Below are 19,945 nucleotides of genomic sequence, written 5' to 3' on the forward strand. Positions count from 1 at the left end.
GGTCATCTAAAGAACGCGACAGTGGGCGTCGAATCTTGGCCCCGTGCCAACCGGGAACTCAGGGATTGTAATAAGCGATGTGCGGGGCGTCTAAGGAGTTCCCACAGGTTTCGATTACATCGGGTTTGACTTTTGATTGCGCGGCTCGCGTCACACGACATCGTTGAGTCGTTTGCCTAGGGCCAAATACGGATTCGCGCATCGCCGGGTAGGAGGAACCGCAGTAGGCACCACGAATTGCGGCCATGATCCCGCAGCTGAATTTCTGGCTCAATTGCCCAGACCTCGCTAGATCAAACACGATCCTCCACACCCGTCGATCACTTCGCTCAAACCATCGGCTTGGGGAGGTAAGCGCGAGAAGAATCAGACGCTCGTCTCGCAATGTTGAGACTAAAATCCGGCGCGAGCCGAAATCGGGCGTTGCGCCCGATACCCTGATGGTGTTGGACACCGAGACTGCAACGGGGTCGTTCCCATCGGTTGGGCCGAATTTTTCGGTCCGCCGGACAAGAGCGCTCCACTTTCTGGAACGATCCTTCGTGCACGGCTTCTGACTCGACATGGGGGACCAACGTGTCTGTGAACATATTAGATAATTTGATAGCAGGCAGATACTTGCCGGCGAAGGACACCAAACAACGAACTGGCGGCCAGGCGAGCGTCATAAAGTGCATCGACACGCACAACGCGCAGATCGTGGCCGTGAAGATAATAGAAGGCCTGTTCAGAGACGAAATAGCTTCAAAGATCTTCGAGCGTGAAACGGGAGCCCTGAAACGGCTAACACATCGCAACATCGTCGGCTATCGCACTTCCGGTTACGACGAAGATGGTCGGATGTATATCGTTCTGGACTGGATTGAAGATTCGCTGGAAACCGTGCTTCAAGACCGAGGTTCAATCCCTTGGGACGAAATGCTGGCGAAGATCGTTCGGCCTCTGGCAGATGGCTTGTCCTACATGCATCTGAACAAGGAAGAGCATCGTGACATAAAGCCAGCCAATATCCTGATCAATGCTGACGGTGTGCCGCTGTTCGCTGATTTCGGAGTGGGAAAATCACGCGCCAACAACGAAGACGAATCAGAAATGACGATCCACGGATTTCGTTCCGGAATATGGACTCCGCCTGAAAGATCCGCCGTCCCCTACGTTCGTGATGTCTACTCGCTGGCCGTAGTCTTTATCCGAGCGGTGTGCACTGATGACATTCAGGACGCATATCAACTTGCCTCAGCGGTTGAATCGATGCTCATTCCGGTCAGCCTCAAGGAGCTTCTACTTCGATGTATTGACGCGGACCCCGATGTCAGGCCAGCGAACGGCTCCGTCTTCGCAGCGGAACTAGAATCCATGATCCGCTCGGACCAGCAGCGCCATTCGAGTTCCCTAACCGTAAATCTCCATCTAACTCGCGCAGCAACGACGAAGATCGGGGGACCTTTCTCGACACCAGAGCAGACAAAGTCCATTGTCCAGACAGACGTGTCCGGCGATACCTTCGTTAGTTATGGATGGGACCGCGATCAGGAGAGGTTTGATCGAGAGACTTTGATTCTCCTGGGCGAGTCGACACGTTACGTCCTCAAAGCCGACGGCCCGGCGGGCGCGCTGATGGTGGTCGACGCCACGAACCCAGAATACGAAGCCCTTGAGCATACGCGTGATCGTTCGCTTCGACTGCCCGCAAGTGTTAACTGGTCGCTCACGCAAGCCAGAAGCAACCCGGGCTTTGAGATCTTGCAGCATCGACTTGATGCATACTACGACGCCGATTCGATGGATCCGTCAGCGGACACCGGCGCAGACTCATCCACGATGACATCCACTTGGAGGAACCTGCTCAACGCGCGCGAGGACTTGGAACGCGGTGATCGTAAACCGCTCACCTACGTCACGTCGGAACCCACGCGTTACGGCACCAGGTTCGAACTCAATGGACCGCCTGAAGAGGACCTCGTCGGGTCGGAGTGGCAAGTCCGTCGGTCCGATGTCGGACGCGGCGGACGAGCCCGAGGCGAAATAGTTGACCAGTCCGACACAGCAATAGTGCTCCGTTGGTCGGGTAAAGCGCCCGTTTCTCTCTCCAAAGCGGGCGTCCTGGAACCGCACCTCGGTTCCTCACAAGTAGGTCTACAAAGACAGAGCGATGCCGTAAGCGCACTTGAGACAGGAACCGGTGCGGCACAGTGGCTGAAAGGCCTGCTCGAAGACCCGACGACAGCCCTTCCTCCTGTGGCCTCCGAAGAACCGGAGTGGGTCACGAATCTTGACGACGATAAACGGGCCGCGGTTCGCGGTGCGCTCGGGGCACCCGAGTGCGTGATCTTGAAAGGTCCCCCTGGAACGGGAAAGACGCGATTCATCGCGGAATTCGTGATCCAGCTCCTAGCACGGGAGCCCGACGCCCGCGTGTTAATCGTCAGCCAGACGCACGTCGCCGTAGACAATGCCCTCAGCAGACTGGATGACGCGGGACTTTCTGGTCTCGTGCGCCTCGGCAAGGAAGACGACGCCAGAATTGGTATGTCGTCGCAGCATCTCGTACTGCACAGGCAGCTCAGCGTCTGGGCCTCGCTCGTCCGGCAGCGGGCCGAAGATCATTTGTCGGCACTTTCGGGACAAGCAGGACTTTCGGTCAAGAATCTCAAAGCAATGTCACTCCTTCACACACTTCGTTCTTCGATGAAGAACAGCGAATACGTTAGGTCCAGACTGCCGAGTGCTTCAAGTGACCAGTCCACAATGACGAGTGAGCTGGGACTCAGAAACGATGCCGTCACACTTCAGGACAAACTCGACTCCGCAGGGGAAAATGAGCGAGCACTCCTGAACTCCGCGCTCGCCCTTCTCGACGGAGAGGTGCCTTTGGGGGACGATCCTGCCCTTGACGATGTTGAGGCCGCGATCGAATTACTTAGCGATCGTTCTGACGCGGCCCCGCATCTGCTGCGTATGTTGAAGCTGCAATCAGAGTGGTTGGAACGCGTCGAATCGGATTCAAGCCTGGCAGCAGAGTATTTGAAAACAACCTCCGTAATTGCGGGTACATGCATCGGATTTCTGGGCAATCCTCTCGTACGCAATCTCGAAATTGGCGTTTGCATTGTCGATGAGGCCTCCAAAGCAACGAGCACTGAGGCCTTGGTCCCAGTGGTCCGTGCAAAACGATTCGTGCTGGTCGGGGACCTGAACCAGCTGCCACCCTCGGACGAGGAACTTCTGCAAAACCAAGACCTACTGGACCAATACAGCCTCACTCAGGAAGACGTCAAAGAGTCTCTTTTTCAAAGGTTGGTCGAGCGCCTACCGGAGGCGAATCAATTTGCTCTCCTTCAGCAGCACCGAATGATCAAACCCATCGGTGATCTCGTTTCTACCTGCTTCTATTCCGGCGAACTTAGGTCGCCGAACGTCATGGGGCTACCGGGCTATGAGTCCCTCGGAAAACCCGTCCTCTGGCTTGATACGTCGACGCAGGGCGCACAACGTCTTGAGTCTTCTGAGGCCGGATCAAAGGGACGCTTCATCAATCGGGCTGAGGCCGAATTGGTTGCGCATCGGCTTGGCACCATCGACGCCGGGATCGCGACGGGCATCGTTCAGCTACCGCCCAACGCCGAAGTCTTGGATGTTTTGGTCCTCGCGTCATATAGCAGTCAAATCGAACAGCTCCGACGCCGCCTCGCACGAGAGCGGTTTTCAAATCTCAAGATCACCATAGAAACAGTGGACGCTGTGCAAGGCAAAGAGGCAGACATCGCATTATTCTCCACCACCCGGAGCAATACGCACGGCGGTATGGGGTTCATGGGCCCCGACTATTGGAGGCGAATAAACGTCGCGGTGTCGAGAGCGCGCTTCGGCCTCACGATCGTGGGTGACGCTTCGTTCTGGAGCAGCGGCGGACTTGGTTCGGTCCTCCAGTACATGCGATCAAACGTAGACACCTGTGAAATTCGGTCTAACAATGGATGATGCGAGCGCCACTCTCTATAGGCAATTCGCGAACAAGCGGCCTGGATTGAGACTGGTTTCTGTTGAGCCTGCAGCGCTTCCGATCACAATCCTGAACACGACTGTTCTTGCTCAAGAAAAAAAGCCACTGCCGCTGCTCGATGAATTCGTGATACGCGCGATCAGTGGCGGGCTAAGGGCAGTCTCCGATATCGGAGGGCTCTTAGGGCTCGAGGAAAGCTTGATTGCTGCGTCGATTGTGGATCTGGCTACAGCGGGCAACCTTCGGTACAACCCGACCCTGCGTACGGCAACTCTCACAGCCATAGGCGAGCAGGTTGCCCAAGACCTTTCAGCGGTGACACCAGTTGAGCTCAGCATCAAACCGGCATTTGATCGGATGCTTTGGCGCGTCGCTGACTACGCGAGGGATGACATCATCAACAAGTCCCTCGCCGTGGACGAGGGTCGTATCATGCTGCCTGCTCGCCACCTGAAACATATTGCAGGTGACGAAGTAACCGCTCGTTCGCTTAATCTTCTACTCCAAGGGGACCTGGAGAATGCTAGGCAGCTGGAGATTCTCCGCGTAATTCGCACAAAGGCGTCCGTGCACAGATATCTACGATGCTGGCTACTGGTCTTTGCAAATGAATCCCGCGGGTCAGCCGCAGAGCTCGCTGTCGTCGTGAACGACGCATCCAGCAGCCTTCACGATATTGCGCTGGAGGAGGCAGGCGGAGCTGAGCGGTTGGGCATATCAGTCCATGCTGGCGACTCGCGAACCGAGCTGGACCCTGCTCTCGAGGTCGCGCGAATTCAGACGATAGAGCCAGCCTCAATTCCTGACTTACTCTCGGTCTTGACGGCCGCGCCAATTGAGGAGAGCCTGCTCGTTCGCAGTTTGGATATGTACGAACACCGAATCGTGCTCAGGGAAGCGTTCGAAACAGCGACGCAAAGAATCCTGATTGTCTCACCGTGGGTCAAGGGCGCAGTCGTGACGACCGAGTTTCTAGCAGCTGCCGAAAACGCACTGCGGAGAGGAGTTCAGCTCGATATTGTCCATGGCTACGGTGACGATGATCGTGGCTCTGACGCGCACGCATTGCGTAAGCTGTCGAATTTGCAGAGCAGATTTAAGAAGAACTTCAATTTGATCCGGCACCCCAACACGCACGCGAAGGTATTGATTTTCGACGACGTTTGGATTTCTACAAGCTTTAATTGGCTGTCTTTTAAAGGTGCTGCCGACCGAACGTACCGGATGGAGGAGGGAACGCTGGTGAAGAGCAACGAACACGCAGACAGGGAATATGCCCAGTATCGGGAGCGCCTTGCCGACATCAATCCCCCCGCCCCCGTTCGCCTGTAAATCCCGTCGACGCATCGCGCAACAATTAGCGGTGCGGATGCGTTCGCGACCGATCAGGTGGAATGTGAGACCACCGATAACAGTCCATATGTCAGGTTCTGGCCTGTCCCCTCCCGGCTACCACGCCGCTCACCGGGCGCAGCTGAGAGCGCGGCACAACCTTTGTGCCTACGACGCCACGGCAGCGGTCGCTGCCACCTGCCGCAGAACGTCGATCAGGTTGGTGACCTGAGCGTCGGTGAACAGCTCATCGGGCCCGTGGGGCGCGTAATCAGTGAATGGTGCTTCGTATAGCAGACCCGTCGCCACAGCACCGCGCTGCGTGAGCTGCTCAATGATTAGCGTCACGAACGCCAGCTGGTTGGCAGTCAGAGCTGCGCTGCTGACGAACGCATCGAGCGCTTGAGACGCGGCGCCGCGGTCCATACCCGCGACCGATCGAATGAACAGGCCGAGTCCGTTGGCTTCGGTGGCGCCCGCAGCGATCTCGGCGGGTGAGAACCCGCCGGTTTCGGTCAGGATGCGTTCGAGTTCGGCCAGGTCGAGGGCGGTGAGCTGGCGCCCCATGCGCAGCTTGTGCAGCACGACCTGGTCCTGGTGCTCGCGGAGGAACGCCAGGAGCTTCTCGCGAAAGCGTTCCCGGTCGACACCGGGCGTCACGATCCGCACCTCAGCCGACTCAAATTCGCCGAGGGTGTCTTCAAAGTCGGTGTACACGATGGCCTGCTTCGTCTTTTCGACGAGGCGCACGAGAGCGCGGAGCCGCAACCGCATCAGCTCGAGCATGCCGACGGTCACGCCGTCCCACCACTCATCACTGGCCACGGCCTGAATCAGCTCAAGGTTCTGTTTGATCACCGGGATGTTGCGTTGCTCACCGAGCGCTTCGGCAATGGCTTGCAGCCGTACCCTGGCATGAGCAAATGCGTCTACATCTTCCGGTTCTAGGCTCACGACTCCGAGCTGGGCCCGCAGCGCCAACAGGTCAAAGCGTTTGGCGTCTTCATCGGTGTCGAGGGCGTGCACGCTCGACGGCAGCCCCGACAGGTGCTCGGCGGCAGCATCCAAATCTACGGCCGTCGGGATGAGCCAGGCGCTGGCGGTGGCGAAATGTTCAGCCTGGCGCAAGTGCTTTCGTACGAGGAAGTTGCCGTGATTCATACCGACGACGGTGTCGTGCAACCGGGTAGCCAGCGACAACCGCAGAGCCATTTGGCTTTCGTGGGGTGAGGCGAGGGAGTCGAGCGCCCGCAGCAGACCAATCCGCGCTTTGAAGGAGCGTTGGTGCAGCGGTTCCACCTGACTGGCAGCAGCGTCCGTCATCTCCGCGTTGAAGAACTCGATGTTGCCGCAGGCGTCGAAGATCATGAAATCTTCTTTGTCGGCGCCGGGCCCATACAGGTCGGGGCGGAGGCGCGTGCCGCGGCCGATCATCTGCCAGTACTTGGTCTTCGAGTACACGGGCTTGAAGAAAACCAGGTTCACGACGTCCGGCACGTCGATGCCCGTGTCGAGCATGTCCACCGAGATCGCGATCCGCGGCGACCCGTCGGTCTTGGAGAAGGTGCCGATCAGGTTTTGCACGTATTCGGTCTTGTAGGTGAGAACTCGCGCGAACTGCCCGGCGAACTCGGGGTAGTTGACGTTGAACCGGTCGGCGATGAACTCGGCATGCGCATTGTTCTTCGCAAAGACAATCGTCTTGCCGAGGCGGTCACCTCCGGCCACCCGCCGCCCCTCGCGCATGAGTACTTCCAGAACCTTGTCCACGGTGTCAGCGTTGAACAATCACTTGTTCACCGCAGCCGCATCGATCGCGTCGGGAACGAGGCCGTCATCCCAATCGAGCATGTCCCATTGGTCGCGCTCGTCAGCACTCAGGTCGGCGTAACGGATGCCGCGGTTCATGAACCCCAGCGCGATCGGCCGCGCCACGGGCGGCACCAAGTACTTGTCGGCGATGGCCTGACCGAGCTCATACGAATCGGTGGGGACCCCGTCTTCAAGGTTGAAGAGACTGTAGGTGTTGTGGTCGATCTCATCCTTCGGCGTCGCGGTCAGGCCCACGAGTAGGGAGTCGAAATAGGAGAAGATCTCGCCGTACTTCTGGTACACCGACCGGTGCGCTTCGTCGACGATGATCAGGTCGAAGTAGCCGGGGCCGAACCGGCGCAGCCCCCCGCCCGCATCGTCGGCTGTGGAACCGCCCTGATCTATCAGACCCATCATCGTGCCGTACGTCGAGACAAACACACGCCCGTCGGTATCACGGTCCGTGAGCAGGTTCACCGGGGCCGCATCCGGCAGGTGCTCTTTGAACGCCCCCGCCGCCTGATTCACCAAGGCGATCCGATCGGCGAGGAACAACACCCGTTTGGCCCAGTTGGCCCGCATGAGCACGTCGGTGACGATTTTATGTCGGTTCGCATAGAGACCGTATGACCTCACCCAACTCATCCTCATCCCCATCCCTGCATACTCGTGCTGCGTTTCGCCTTAAGCTTTCCAGCTCGGCCCCGGTCGACTCGACCGTCCACTTCGAACATCCCACGCGCCCACAGCGCGAGAGCACCAGCACCAGCACCAGGACCAGGACCAGGACCAGGACCAGGAAACACCATGCCCTCGCCCACAGCCCCTTCCAGTCTTCGACCTGCATCACGAGGATGTGCTGGAGCGACCCGTGGGTTTTCGACGCCCGATTCATCGGCAGCCGGCTCGGCCGGCTGCGACGCACCAACCGCACCGACGACCCGACAGGCATCGCGCCCAGCATTCACTCAGTCCTTCCGGCAGAGTGCGTCACCGTGATGGTGCGGTACCAGCCCGAGATGTCGCCGCAGCGGTGGGAACGCATCCGAGAGTTCGTCGAAGACGCCGTCGCTGTCACCGCACCCAATTGTGCGTACACGACGTCTCGCCTGCTCATCGTCTGCTCGCACTACGTGGACTGGGCAGTAAACATCGCCAGCCTCCCGCTGCAGCCGCAGATTATCTTTCGCCTCGAACTCATCTCTCGGTACACCAGCGAGGTAATGAACCAGGCAGAGGGAACACGCCGCAACTACCGAGCCATCCTGCTGCGCATCTCCGAGATACTCCTCCCCGACAGCCCCGAGGCAGAGCTGACGGCGCTGAACTCACGCGTCAGCATGGAACCCTATTCCGATGCGGACCTGACCCGGCTCGAGTTCTGGGCCAGAGGACAGAACACACCCGGTCGGGAACGCAACGCGACCGTTCTGTTGGCGCTCTGCGCCGGGGGCGGCCTGTGGTCCAACGAGGTATGTGAAGCGCGGCGCGAGGATATCCAGTTCGATGCCCACGGCGTACTCGTGTCCGTGCGCGGCAGCAATGCCCGATACGTACCGCTTCTGGCCCGTTGGGAACCCTGGTTGCGTGTGGCCGTCACCGGCCTCGACGCCGGTGACCGCGTGTTCGGCAGCCCGACCCGTAAGAACAACAGCAAGAACCTCGTCACCGCGTTCATTCAACAAAGCGTTCAGCCGCACGGAATGCCACGGCCGCAAACCAACCGCATGCGAGCGACCTGGATTGTGACACACCTGGCCGCCCGCACCGACATGCGCGCGCTGATGACCGCCAGCGGCGTCGGAAAATTCGAGAACCTGGCCCGGCTCCTGCAGTTTGTGCCGAAGCTGGACACCGTCGCCTACCGTCAGCACCTGCGCGGGGAGCTGAACAAGTGATTCCGCGCATCGACCGCGCCCGCGTGCACGACGCTGAAGCCTGGATGCTCGAGGCATTTGGCATGACGAACGCCATGTATATGCGCCGCATCACGACAGACCCCCTCCGGGTCTACGTGAGCGAGACAATCCGTGTTCTTGAGTCCGCGAAAGTTCGTGCGCTTATCAAGACATGGCGCCACGAATCCGGCTTCATCTCTCCCCGAGGCCGCAAGCAGACCATCGACGAACATGCCGCCCTCGCAGTGATTCTCATCCAAATGCGTATCGACAGTGACCTCCGGTTCAACAACATGGCCGCGACGATTTTGCGTTTGACGGATGCCGAACGCGAAAGCCTGGGCATCCGCGTTCACGACGTCGAGCATGCCTTCTGGTACGACCGCCTCTGGCGGGCCGTCTCAAGACTGCAACGCCTCATCGACCCCTTCCCCGGCAACCGCCGCAAACTGCCCAGCCGCCAGGAATACAAGGAGATTCTCGCCGCTCGCGACCCAGCTGACACCGCCGTCAAGCAGGCTCGCCTCTCCACCCTCTGCAACGGGCTGCTCCACGGGTCCATCGCGCTCATGCCTCGAGCACTCCGCCGCCGATTCAAAGGCAACACAGCCCTCGACGCAACGCAGATTCCTCACAACGGATGGCTCGGCGGCCCGAGCAGGAAGAACCCCAACGGGGCCCACTGCAGCATCAATTATGACGGCGGCTGGTACGTACGTGATGGCAACCACGATGGCAGCGGAACCACGTATAAGGACAAGCGAGCGTGGGCCATCGAAGCTGAAATCGCAACGATGACCGCCAACACGCCGGGGGAACGCGCAACCTTTCCCCTGCTCGCCCATGGCGTCAGCTTTCACAAACCCGGCATGATTGCCGGGGAGGGCAACCGGTTGGTCAAGGCGATTCTCGCCGCCGGCTTCCCCATTCTGCACTTCATGGCCGACCGCGCATACCTGCCCCGCAGCACAGCCGACACCCTGCAGGCCACTCTGGCGAAAATTGGCGCCAAGCCGGTCTTCGACTACGACAAAGACGAACAAGGCCAGACCACCTTCTACGAGGACCTCATCCAAGTCGGCGGCCAGTGGTACGTGAACTACATGCCCCAGGACCTGATTCACGCCCTCGACCTGTACCGAAAGGACCGGAAGGCTGCTGACACCGGCGTGCCCGTTGACGAGGAAACGCCGGAAGACGACGCCATCCTCTCCAGCGACTCAAACCCCGTGCGTCAAGCCAAAGAACTGCGAGACCAGCGAATCGCCGAACGTGAAAAGTACCGCGCCAAGCCCAAGGGCAAGCGCCGGCCCGACGGCTCACGCCAATACCTCTACCCTGACCCTAAGAACTACGACGATTTGGCCTTCGACCACAAGACCGGTGAACTCATCGAGCCCATCCGCAAGAAGACCGTCGTGATACCCGCCGGGAAAGACCCCGCCAAGGACAAAGCCCTGAAGTACGGGCAGACCTACCCCCACAAAAGTCCAGTGTGGAAGGGTTTCTACGCACTGCGCAACACCGTCGAATCGCAGAACGCGTTCATCAAGGACTCCGCAACCGAAGACATCGCCTCCCCCATGAAACGGCGCGCCCGCGGCAACACCTTCGCATCGCTGGCCGTGACACTCGCACTCGTCTCAGCCAACATCCGAAAGATTTTGACGTTCATTCAAAGTGAGCTCGCCCGAGTCCCCATTACCACGAAGAACAAGTCCTTCGCGAGCACGTACTATTCCAGCGCTGAAATCACTGCGGCGACGCCACCCACCGACACGGCGCCGTCACCACCACCCAGCTAGGCCGCCCGGTCGTCAACAATTCCTTTACCTGCATTAAAAGTCGCTTCGCCCTGCCAAAAACAGGGCGAAGCGGTGTTTAACCGCCGATCACGCCCGGATCACAGCGTTTCTTGGACCGAGCACTCTCAGAATCGGCGCCTTAACGCAGAAAACCGGCGATGCGATCGCCGGTTTTTTGTTGCCGCAGGAATTTCGTAAACTAAACGCCGGAATTACGTAAACTCCTGGCTGCGGAGACGGTGGGATTTGAACCCTAATACTGCCTCAACGAGGCAGCGAGATCGGCCCGAAATTCGCGGAATTACGCGACTTTTCAATCATCTGAGCCCGGTTGAATTTGAAGTATTCTGGTTCAAATGTTGCCAAAATGTTGCCACGGCCAGCACATAGAGAATCGACCACTACGTCAACGCGCACACCTAAATGCGCTTTCGCGGACGAAGAATAAAGTCTAAACGCCGCGATGATCCTCCTCGAAGCCTGGCGACGACAAGCTCGCGTTCGCCTCGTCCAAGTTCTGCAGGCCGGAGAGGGCACGACTCTCTTCATGATTGACTCTGCTGACGACGCCGCAGTCGCTGCCGTGAAAGTTTCGGTCACGCCAATATGCGCAGAAGAGAACACTCACAGCTTTGCCTATGAGTGGGCGTGCGCGACCGGCAGTTGCGTCTAACGCTTCCACCCCACCTTCGAGAAGCTCACCGATCCCCACCTGCTCATCATCATGGGCCTGCCCGTCTGCTACCAGTGCCACCAGCGCTGCGAGAGGACGCGCATCGGCCACATCAGGCGTTTTGAGTGTGGAAACCCGGCCTGTAACGAGCTCATCCACCTCCTCAGCGCCATGTCGGCGCAGGTCAACAAAACTGCAGCCTGTGGCGGCGCTAGAGCCGATGCGCCTCAGGCTCGCGCCTTTCGGATCCCGGACTAACCCGACACCACAAACCGGCACGGGGTCGCTCGCTTGATAAATAACTTGTCAAATACTCAGGGCCGATAACGGTGATTATGTCAAGTTCTTGATTTCCTCACAGTTGGGTCGAACCTGCCTGGTCGGCCGAGCTCTCCCTCACGGCGAAAGCATCTCTCAGCCCCAAAATCAAGCTGAGATTCACCTGTTGCTTTCTCGTCCTGACAGATACAGCTGGGCCAACGCGATCCAGTCTTCTGGTGTAACTTCAGGCGCCCAGATTGCGAGGTATTCGCGGGGCGTGAGCCCACTCGGCGTCATTTCGATACCGTCACGATAGGTGGCAAAAGGAGAACTGGATCGACTGACGCGGAACAAAACGTCGCGAAACCGATTCTTCCCCAGTGCGAACGTCGGGAATTCCGAGACGCTCGCGCAACGCCAGGCTCGCCAGGCTTTCCCGAACGCAAATTCAAAGTCCATGATCGATGGGTTGAACTCGACAACGCCCTCCGCTGCAAGAGCTCCAAAGAATCCATTGGCTACAAGAAGGAGTTGTTGGTTGCGGGTAGTGGCCGAAGCCCCCGGATTCACGCTGCCACATCCGCCACCGTCGCAACGGCCAAAAGAAGATCTCGCTCGGCACCGAGGGCCAAAAGAGCCTCCGCCACAGACGGGTGCCCGAAACATGGGACTAGTTTCCTCTTCACGTCAGACTCCTTCTCGCTGCGCTTCTTGTCAGAAGCGAGTGACCATTCGACCTCCGAATTGAGAGAGTGAAGCACTCTTGCGACGGTCTCCGGCACGTCGACATATCCCCAGTCGTGGCCTTCGACAGCTTCCCGGAATAGTTTCGGGAACATTGGGTTTGCACCCTTGAAAGCATCTTCGATCGCCTCAATAGTGAGGTAGTTTTCCATCTCTCGCCGGGTCAGAACAAACATGTGTGACGACAGGTGATCGTCGGTGTTGTAGCGCGCTAGGTACTTGGATATCTCGGGTTTCAGAGCCGACCCTTCAACCAAGCGATCGGAATCAAGAAGGTGAACCTCAGGCCTACTAAACGGCGACAGGCGGCTCTCCCAAAGAGCAGCGGCGCCGCAGCCGCCGATAGGTATGAAGCAAAGCTCACCGTCAGTTTCCATTTGGCGAAGATCTGGATATTCAGTGGGACGGGCGGCTTGTAGCGCATCGCTCAGTGCCAGTAGACCGCCGATATCGTTCTTGCCCTCAACGATGAAGAAGCAACGCACATTGTGATCCGCGAAAGTCCCCATCGCCTTGTTCAATTGCTGGAGAACGAACCGCTCGCTGGATGTGTCACTGGAACTCCACACGCGCTTCCCCTGCTGCTCCTCGACGAAACGCACGGCTGCGATCGGTATGTTCCTCACCAAGTTCGAGCTGTGCGTCGTCATCAAAACCTGCCTGTTTGCGAGCCCCGCAACTTCAATTAGAGCGGAAACAGTTTCGCGCTGAAGATCCGGGTGGAGAGCCGTCTCGGGCTCCTCCACTGCGATGATGACGCCCCGTCGCCACTCATCCGTTTCTTCATATCCTCGCTCAACTTCCGCCCGAAAGAAGCTCAAGAGAACCAGTCTGCGTGTCCCGCTGCCACGCTTCGCAAGGGGAACATCGTTCTCGTCGACAAATTGTAGGGACGAGAATGCCTTCTGCCATACGGGGTCTAGGTTGGCCGGAATCAGCTTGGCCGCAAGATTTGGTGCGAATTCCTCCAATTTCCCAACGACTTCCAGGAGAAGTTCTGAAATCTCAGCCTTAACATCGCTCGTAAGCTTCGTGAGTTCAGCCGTATGGCGATCGAGCACGGCCTTGACTATGAGCTTGGCTGGGTCTTGGGCAACCTCATCGGACTCCGCCCCCAGCCGGTCAGCTTGAAAGAGGTGGAACAGGGGAAAGACACTCTCCAGAGCGCTGGCAACGTGCTTCCCGTCCTCTGAGTTCAACGGGATGATCGTCGGTTGCAGCGACGAGAGCCCCTTGGCTTCCCAGGCGCGCCAGATCGCCTGCCTATAGTTCAGGTTCACGCGTCGATCCTCCAGCTCCGCGACAACATCAAGAGTCGAGGCGAGGGATTTGAGTTGCGCGTGCTTCAGGCCGATAAGCGTTGGGCCGCCATCGACGACCGGGTGTAGAGCATGCGCCAAAATCTCGGGGTTGGCTCGCCCCCTGGTCCAGGTCTTGCTAATCACCAAGTGGCCGTTAGCGTCGAGGAGTTTCTCATCCTGGAGGGTCGTCACCGCAGTCTGGTCGATGACCAGCTCAGGGGGAAGGTCAGCGAATGTGCACGTGATGCGAATCGTTCCATGCCCATGAACCGAATAGTCAGAGACGTCCGGCTTTCCCTTGTCCAGGAACAGCCTCATAGCTTCCAGGATGCTGCTCTTTCCAGCGTCATTCTTGCCGGCAAACACAGTCAACGTATCGATCGACACGTAACTCGATGTCAGATATCCGCGAAAACCCTCTAGCTCAATACCCACAATGCGCATTTGTCCCCCTCGACAACAACTTGACATTCAAGTGCCAAGGCTGAGCCTGCCGGATTTGGGCCGACTCCGCAAAAGCGGACTGGTCAAGGCGCAACATGAAGCAGCGCGGCGACCAGCGATGCTAATCACCTCCGAAATAGCACCGACATCAGGCATGAGAGTGAGACACGCGTGGGAGGCAACTCGTGCGTTCCATCGTTCGGATTGTCCTTCCGAATGGAATCTATCGCCTCTACGCACCCGGCATAGCCCTAACCAATCGCCAGCAGGGTCACGCCCACAAGAATGAATGTCAAGGATGTGTCGAGATTAATCTGGGAATTGATTGAGTGTTAGCGCTTAGTGGCGGCGTTCTGTGATCGCTGTTTGGCGCATCGACCCGGTTCTCTGCGTTGCGTCAAAGGGCAGTCAGGGTCTTGTATCTCGTGCGATACGAAACAGGTCAGTTATGAGACACCACAGTCGTGAGAACTGGGGCAGCCTGGTCGACCTGGAACAGGCATTTCTATGTGTGGAAGACTCGAGAGTAGAGGGGATCTCCATGGGTGCGGGCAGCCTTGAGAGCGCATCAGGTCAGTCCCGGTTCGGAGTATTCTTCGTGCGAGATCGCACGGAGGATGCGGATGGTGCCGTCCAGGCTAGTGCCTGCACGGGTGCTGGTCTTGGCAAGTTGGCGAGGGGCTTCCAGCACTGGGAGCGACGTCGTTGTGCTCCGGCTGACCCGGGTTACTCCGCCAGTGCGGGCAGTGAGGTAGCCCTCGGATTCAAGCACTTTGTACGCCTTAGCGACGGTGCCAGGAGCGACATCGAGATCCTCCGCGAGCTGACGAACCAAGGGACGGCGCCCCTCGGCGTGCCCACAAGCGCGCAGTGGAACCTTCTCAGTCGGAGCTGCTCGTCCCCGTCCCTTTGACGATTTGGAGTAGTTGGACCCGCTCGTCGGGCGTCAGGGTTTCGCCCACTGAATGACGAGATGGTCGGATCTGTAGAAGTCGGCATGGCTGTAAATGACAGACTGTCGCGCACGGTCGAGGGACTGATACCGGTAGGTGCTGAACCGCACGATTGAGTGGGTGCTCAAGTCCTCAAATACTCAGTACTCACCGACATCGAAAAAAGAGAGATGCCCATGCTGGGCGAGGACGGAACTCAAATAGCCGCTTAATCGTCGCCCACATGAAAATTCCGTTGACTATTTCCGGATGGAGTTGACGCCGCGAGTTATCTCCGCCAATCTGAGTTTCACACGACATCTGGTTCGTGAGCATCGGGGGGAAAATGATGTTTCGAAAATGGGCGGGTGGATCGTATCGCCTGCGAGACCAGCCATTTAATGAACCGCTGCCCGGGGTAATTGTTCCGCGCGTGAAGTCAACGCAACGCATGTTTTGACCTCTCTCCGAGGGGGTCCCCGCAGACGCCCCGCGTTCCTTTCGACGTCAATCATTGTCGTCACAGCCCTTCTGTTGATAGGTTGCTCATCGGCATCGATCACGCCGGCGGTTCGAGACACAGTCGCGATCGCTCTCGTCGATAGCGGCCTCAACGATGAAAACGTCGACTTTAGCTGTTTTCATGTTTTCGATACTGACGCCGACGACCAAGGGCACGGCACTTTAGTCGCATCGATCGCAGCAGGAATCGATGAGGATAGCTGTCCTGCGTGGGCCCATCGAGTCACTTGGATTAGTTACTCCGTCTTCACTGCAGGAACCGCGTCGGCGGAGGACGTTGCGGACGCTATAGAGCAAGCTATCCGGGACCAGGTGGACGTCATTAACGTCAGCATCGCGATCGGGACGGACACCCGGGCCTTACGTGACTCGGTGAAACGCGCCGTTGAATCGGGAATCGTGGTGGTCGCGGCTGCTGGAAACAACCAAGGGATGGGGGCGGGCTACCCCGCCCGATACCCGGGAGTTATTTCCGTCGGCTCATTAGATGCCGCGGGCCATCCATCAAGCTTCTCGGCTATTGACCATGTGAATTACTTCGCACCCGGTGAAGACATTCCCGCGGTCGACCGCACGGGGGCCCGGCAGCTTGTCACCGGGACGTCAGCGGCTGCAGCAATGACCTCGAATCAAATCTTGAAAAGCTTGCTCGGCGTAGCTAAACCCGATTCCACCCTGTCCGCACTGATCGCTCACCAATCAAAGGAAGACAATCAATGAAAAAGATCGCCATCGGAGTCGTAGCGGCGCTGCTGCTCTCTGGATTCGCTTACTCGCCCGCGTTCGCAGAGACCAGCTCTGCCCCGGTAGAAGCTTCAGGCAGCGGGATGGTTGACGAGGAAAAGCTTGAATCCGCTTTCAACGACGCAGGATTGACACTGGAAGACGTGGACGCCTCGCTCACTAAAATCTCAGTCGAGACGACATCGGATTTGGGATCTGGCGAACCTGTCACGGCGCTGACAACGTTGTCGTTTGAGGACAGTAGCGCTCTTTTTTCTCTAGGGAGCATCGACACCGACTACAACGCCAACTACTCCATCCAGATACAAGAGTTGAACGACGAAGCCACCTCGTTCACCATGACAGACCTGGCCACTGGTGAGACAGAATCATATGCCGATGACGTGGGCTATGCCGCCTTCGTGCCAGTACTGGTTCTGGGAATACCTATCGCTCTAGAGATCTTGAAAACACTCCTGGTGGCATCTGCAGTTGTCATCGTCGCTGGTGTTACGTGGATCGCAGCCACTAACGCAATCGATGCCCTCAATAAAAAGGGATCAAGCTACCAACATTTCCGCGCAATGATTCTAAACGGCAAACTCGTGCTTGCAAATGGTATGTCGCTTTCCGCGGCCATCACATGGGGCCGCGGGGGGAAAGACACGTGGTCTCGCAGCGAGGCCGGCGCGCTCGCAGTTGCGAAAGGAATCAAAAACGGCCTGGCCGTAGTCGGACCTGAGCGCGATTCGGGCGGTCGCGGAAAATTCGCACACTTCCACCCGAGCAACCGCACCCCCGCAATGCACGCCTTTTTCGGACTACCCAATTGATGGACAATCACGAAGCTGACGACCGTTCAGACCTCCTGGCACGGTGGAAGAAGACCAATCCTCAGCGATGGACAACGGACGCCGTTGAAGAACACTTGAAACAGGGTTTTTGTGCATATGAAATCCCGCTCGAGGCCATTACACGCACTGACTATTCGAACGATGGAGAAGTCCGCGAGGACTTGATCTACTCGCTCTACACGATCACTCATCCGGACGTCCTATCCCGCCTGTACAGCGCAGAAGAGAAGGAAATGAAAGATGTTGGTCCTGATACGTACGATGAAAGCTGGCGGGGACTCTTCCTTCAAGAAACTTCGGGCAGTGACACTGACGATCTTGGAACGGCGCCTCTTGGAGACGCGTCTTGGCTGGCATACAACCTTCTAAACACTCAACATTTGGTGGGCCAACGCACCTCCATCGTGCTCGAGCAAGAAGACGGCCTCGTCACTGGTGCCAAGGTTTATGGGATGTCTGACCACCTAACGACGTACATGACCGCGCTGACCGGATACAGAGAGACTGGAACAGAAACTGACCAAAATTACTACTCGATGAAAACTGGCGACGTAAACGACGAAGCCTTCGTCTACTACCTCGACTGCCTCGCGCGACACAGCTTCATCTAGCCCGATACGAACAACACCTGTCAGGCTGCGGATGCTGACCCACGGTGATGCGGCAGAATTATGCTAGCTGCCGCTATCACCCGTTGGTCAGCACCGTAGTCTGACTCGTCAGAGGAACCTGCCAAGAAGTCGCCCTTGATGTGCCTCGCCCGGAGGCCAAAAAGCGGCCTATTCGATCCTGCGATGTCCGCGATCGCATAGTGGCCACCGGCCGCAGCCAGTTAATCGAACACCCCCCTCACGACGGAAATATTTCTCGGCCCATAAGCACACTGTCGTGCCGGCGTAAACGCGACCGTGGCATCAACTGCGGTCGCGACAACTGCCCTGCCCTGGAAAACTCCGCCATTCCACGAAACGGCTGTCTCGAAACCCTAGAGATACGAGAGGTCTCACGCTCTACTCTTTGCACCTCTCACAATCGCCGGAATCTCGCGGCGCGGCGATTCTCATAACTACGTCTCGAAACCTGATGCGTGAATGACGGTACTCACCGTTAGATACAAGACACCCAGGAGCAGAGTGACGAAGCTGATCGGCTACGCGCGCGTGTCGACGTGCCAGCAGTACCCTGACGCGCAAGAGGTCGACCTCCTCGGAGCTGGCATCCGGCGTGACGACATCTACGTCGACCACGGCATCTCCGGCGCTCAAGCATCGCGGCCACACTTCGATCGCGCGCTCGACGCTCTCGAGGCCGGCAGCGTCACTCGTGCCATGCGACCAAGATAACGACCCACCAACCAATCGGAAAGGGGTTGCGCCTCGCGGGATGATTACCGCTTGATCCTGGCCGCGCAGTAACGATGACTCCCTGGCGTTATCAGCCCTACTCCTCGCCCAATCGGACCAGCTCCCCCCGGAGCAGGTCGGGAACTGCGTCAAGCGCCGAGTCGAGCAAGAACTCGATCCTTGAAGCGATCCGACTGTCTGACAGCGACAGGATTTCAGCCCACTTGCTGGGCGCGTATCGGGCGAGCATCGACAGCGCGTAGAGCACGACCCACCACGCCATAAGTGGGCGGAGCGAGCCCTCGCTGTCTCCGGCGCGAGGCAAGAGTACTGCGCTCCGCCGGTAGTTCTCCGCGCCCTGGAGCTCGTGGACGCCGGATCCATCGCGGGTCTTCAGACCGTCGATGCTCTCCACAATCAGAAAACATCGCCCCTCGTTGTGACTCCATCGGACGTTCCCGGCGTCATCGACGGCCAGCTCGAGGCCGTCCAATGCAGGGTACGGGGCGAGCAAAGCGCGCACTTCACCCGGTGTCGTGTCACGACCCGAAGTCAGGCCCGGAATCAGCATCTCGACATCTAGCGGGAACGACGGGACGTTGTAGATGTGCACGCCGGTGAGCGGGCGGGCGTACCCCTCGTGCTCCTGGAAGACCATCGTGTAGTCGAGGAGTTGGTTCATCGCGGCCCCAAATTCAACCGCGTTGAAGTCGAGCCGCGAACCGATGGCAATGGACACGCGCGAGAATAGGTCGCGCGTCACGCCGTCCTGCCTGACGGCTGTAGCCCGGATGCCATGCGGGACACCGACATCGAACTTGAGTCCGTGTCCGTTCGCCTGCCACTGGCGTCCGGTTCCCTGGCCCAGGGCACGGGAACCGGCGGCAATGGCCCGCCCTGCCTGTGAGAGCCCGTAGAACAGATTCAGCGGGCGGCTCTCATAGCCGATGCGCTCTGCTGCGGCGAACTGCTGTTGCGCCTGTTCAAGCGCCATCTGGAACTCCCGCCGGCGCGCGGTGTCGCTACGCAGAACGTGATCAATCGATTCCTGGGGCTCGGCTCGGATGGTCCGAATTGCACGCCACGATTCCGGCGCTGTCATGAGGCCCATCGAGTACATCGTTGTCGGCATGGGTTCAGCGTAGTTGGCGCGAGCGCGCTCGACTGGCGTGACTGCAGGAGGCGTTCCGCATAGTGCCCTGACTTGCTGTGCAGACGACCGTGGAAACGACACCACCCCGCTCCGCCCAACAGAATCAGGCAGCCGAAAACCTGCCAAAGCCGAAGTTCTGGCAGCC

14 protein-coding genes and 1 pseudogene are annotated in these 19,945 nt (G+C 58.5%); 8 read left to right on the plus strand and 7 right to left on the minus strand.

The window, feature by feature from the left end; genetic code table 11:
* Positions 1-618: 618 nt before the first annotated feature.
* Complete coding sequence (locus E3T51_RS03450; protein WP_134527567.1) at positions 619-3,981, plus strand: AAA domain-containing protein; 3,363 nt, start codon at positions 619-621, stop codon at positions 3,979-3,981.
* A complete protein-coding gene (locus E3T51_RS03455) occupies positions 3,974-5,335 on the plus strand; it encodes a phospholipase D-like domain-containing protein (RefSeq protein WP_134527569.1) in 1,362 nt (453 codons plus the stop codon). The genes E3T51_RS03450 and E3T51_RS03455 overlap by 8 nt, the downstream gene beginning before the upstream one ends.
* A gap of 168 nt (positions 5,336-5,503) precedes the next feature.
* Here the strand turns inward: E3T51_RS03455 and E3T51_RS03460 are convergent, their stop codons facing one another.
* Together E3T51_RS03460 and E3T51_RS03465 are read right to left on the minus strand one after the other, a co-directional pair.
* Positions 5,504-7,105, minus strand: a complete 1,602-nt coding sequence (locus E3T51_RS03460; RefSeq protein WP_134527572.1) for a type I restriction-modification enzyme R subunit C-terminal domain-containing protein — start codon at positions 7,103-7,105, stop codon at positions 5,504-5,506.
* Between the two features lie 18 nt (positions 7,106-7,123).
* Positions 7,124-7,783: a DEAD/DEAH box helicase family protein gene (locus tag E3T51_RS03465; RefSeq protein WP_166806369.1), complete on the minus strand. Its 660-nt coding sequence runs from the start codon at positions 7,781-7,783 to the stop codon at positions 7,124-7,126.
* A gap of 218 nt (positions 7,784-8,001) precedes the next feature.
* Between E3T51_RS03465 and E3T51_RS03470 the strand changes: the two genes are divergently transcribed.
* On the plus strand, positions 8,002-9,045 hold the full coding sequence (locus tag E3T51_RS03470) for a tyrosine-type recombinase/integrase (protein WP_134527576.1): 1,044 nt from the start codon (positions 8,002-8,004) through the stop codon (positions 9,043-9,045).
* Positions 9,042-10,850 (plus strand): hypothetical protein, encoded by a 1,809-nt coding sequence (locus tag E3T51_RS03475; RefSeq protein ID WP_134527578.1) that lies wholly within the window; start codon positions 9,042-9,044, stop codon positions 10,848-10,850. The genes E3T51_RS03470 and E3T51_RS03475 overlap by 4 nt, the downstream gene beginning before the upstream one ends.
* A 451-nt stretch (positions 10,851-11,301) precedes the next feature.
* Here E3T51_RS03475 and E3T51_RS03480 read toward each other — a convergent pair whose 3' ends face one another.
* The 4 genes from E3T51_RS03480 to E3T51_RS03495 form a co-directional block, all read right to left on the minus strand.
* Positions 11,302-11,682, minus strand: a complete 381-nt coding sequence (locus tag E3T51_RS03480; protein WP_134527580.1) for a hypothetical protein — start codon at positions 11,680-11,682, stop codon at positions 11,302-11,304.
* A 279-nt stretch (positions 11,683-11,961) separates the two neighbouring features.
* Complete coding sequence (locus E3T51_RS03485) at positions 11,962-12,354, minus strand: hypothetical protein (protein ID WP_104082774.1); 393 nt, start codon at positions 12,352-12,354, stop codon at positions 11,962-11,964.
* A complete protein-coding gene (locus E3T51_RS03490; protein WP_158251184.1) occupies positions 12,351-14,273 on the minus strand; it encodes an ATP-binding protein in 1,923 nt (640 codons plus the stop codon). The genes E3T51_RS03485 and E3T51_RS03490 overlap by 4 nt, the downstream gene beginning before the upstream one ends.
* Before the next feature lie 568 nt (positions 14,274-14,841).
* Positions 14,842-15,045 carry a hypothetical protein gene (locus E3T51_RS03495; RefSeq protein ID WP_233193068.1) on the minus strand — a complete coding sequence of 68 codons (204 nt, stop codon included), beginning with the start codon at positions 15,043-15,045 and terminating at the stop codon, positions 14,842-14,844.
* 694 nt (positions 15,046-15,739) lie between these two features.
* Here E3T51_RS03495 and E3T51_RS03500 point away from each other — a divergent pair.
* The 4 genes and pseudogenes from E3T51_RS03500 to E3T51_RS03515 form a co-directional block, all read left to right on the plus strand.
* Positions 15,740-16,447, plus strand: a complete 708-nt coding sequence (locus E3T51_RS03500) for a S8 family peptidase (RefSeq protein ID WP_158251185.1) — start codon at positions 15,740-15,742, stop codon at positions 16,445-16,447.
* Positions 16,444-17,283, plus strand: a complete 840-nt coding sequence (locus E3T51_RS03505; RefSeq protein ID WP_104082778.1) for a hypothetical protein — start codon at positions 16,444-16,446, stop codon at positions 17,281-17,283. Before E3T51_RS03500 ends, E3T51_RS03505 begins: the two co-directional genes overlap by 4 nt.
* Complete coding sequence (locus E3T51_RS03510; RefSeq protein WP_092452073.1) at positions 17,283-17,915, plus strand: hypothetical protein; 633 nt, start codon at positions 17,283-17,285, stop codon at positions 17,913-17,915. The genes E3T51_RS03505 and E3T51_RS03510 overlap by 1 nt, the downstream gene beginning before the upstream one ends.
* A 522-nt stretch (positions 17,916-18,437) precedes the next feature.
* Positions 18,438-18,617, plus strand: a pseudogene (locus E3T51_RS03515) (recombinase family protein); the annotation flags it as partial.
* A 127-nt stretch (positions 18,618-18,744) separates the two neighbouring features.
* Here E3T51_RS03515 and E3T51_RS03520 read toward each other — a convergent pair.
* Entirely contained in the window at positions 18,745-19,779 is a 1,035-nt protein-coding gene (locus E3T51_RS03520; protein WP_134527586.1) for a YaaC family protein, read from the minus strand.
* Positions 19,780-19,945 lie beyond the last annotated feature (166 nt).

The organism is Cryobacterium serini (assembly GCF_004404025.1).
Lineage (GTDB): Bacteria > Actinomycetota > Actinomycetes > Actinomycetales > Microbacteriaceae > Cryobacterium > Cryobacterium serini.

What these genes read in the sequence shown, in the direction of transcription:
- E3T51_RS03455 (WP_134527569.1), top strand. Translation starts at nt 3,974, where the DNA reads ATGGATGATGCGAGCGCCACTCTCTATAGGCAATTCGCGAACAAGCGG.
- E3T51_RS03470 (WP_134527576.1), top strand. Translation starts at nt 8,002, where the DNA reads ATGTGCTGGAGCGACCCGTGGGTTTTCGACGCCCGATTCATCGGCAGC.
- E3T51_RS03490 (WP_158251184.1), bottom strand. Translation starts at nt 14,273, where the DNA reads ATGCGCATTGTGGGTATTGAGCTAGAGGGTTTTCGCGGATATCTGACA.
- E3T51_RS03505 (WP_104082778.1), top strand. Translation starts at nt 16,444, where the DNA reads ATGAAAAAGATCGCCATCGGAGTCGTAGCGGCGCTGCTGCTCTCTGGA.
- E3T51_RS03510 (WP_092452073.1), top strand. Translation starts at nt 17,283, where the DNA reads ATGGACAATCACGAAGCTGACGACCGTTCAGACCTCCTGGCACGGTGG.
- E3T51_RS03520 (WP_134527586.1), bottom strand. Translation starts at nt 19,779, where the DNA reads ATGCCGACAACGATGTACTCGATGGGCCTCATGACAGCGCCGGAATCG.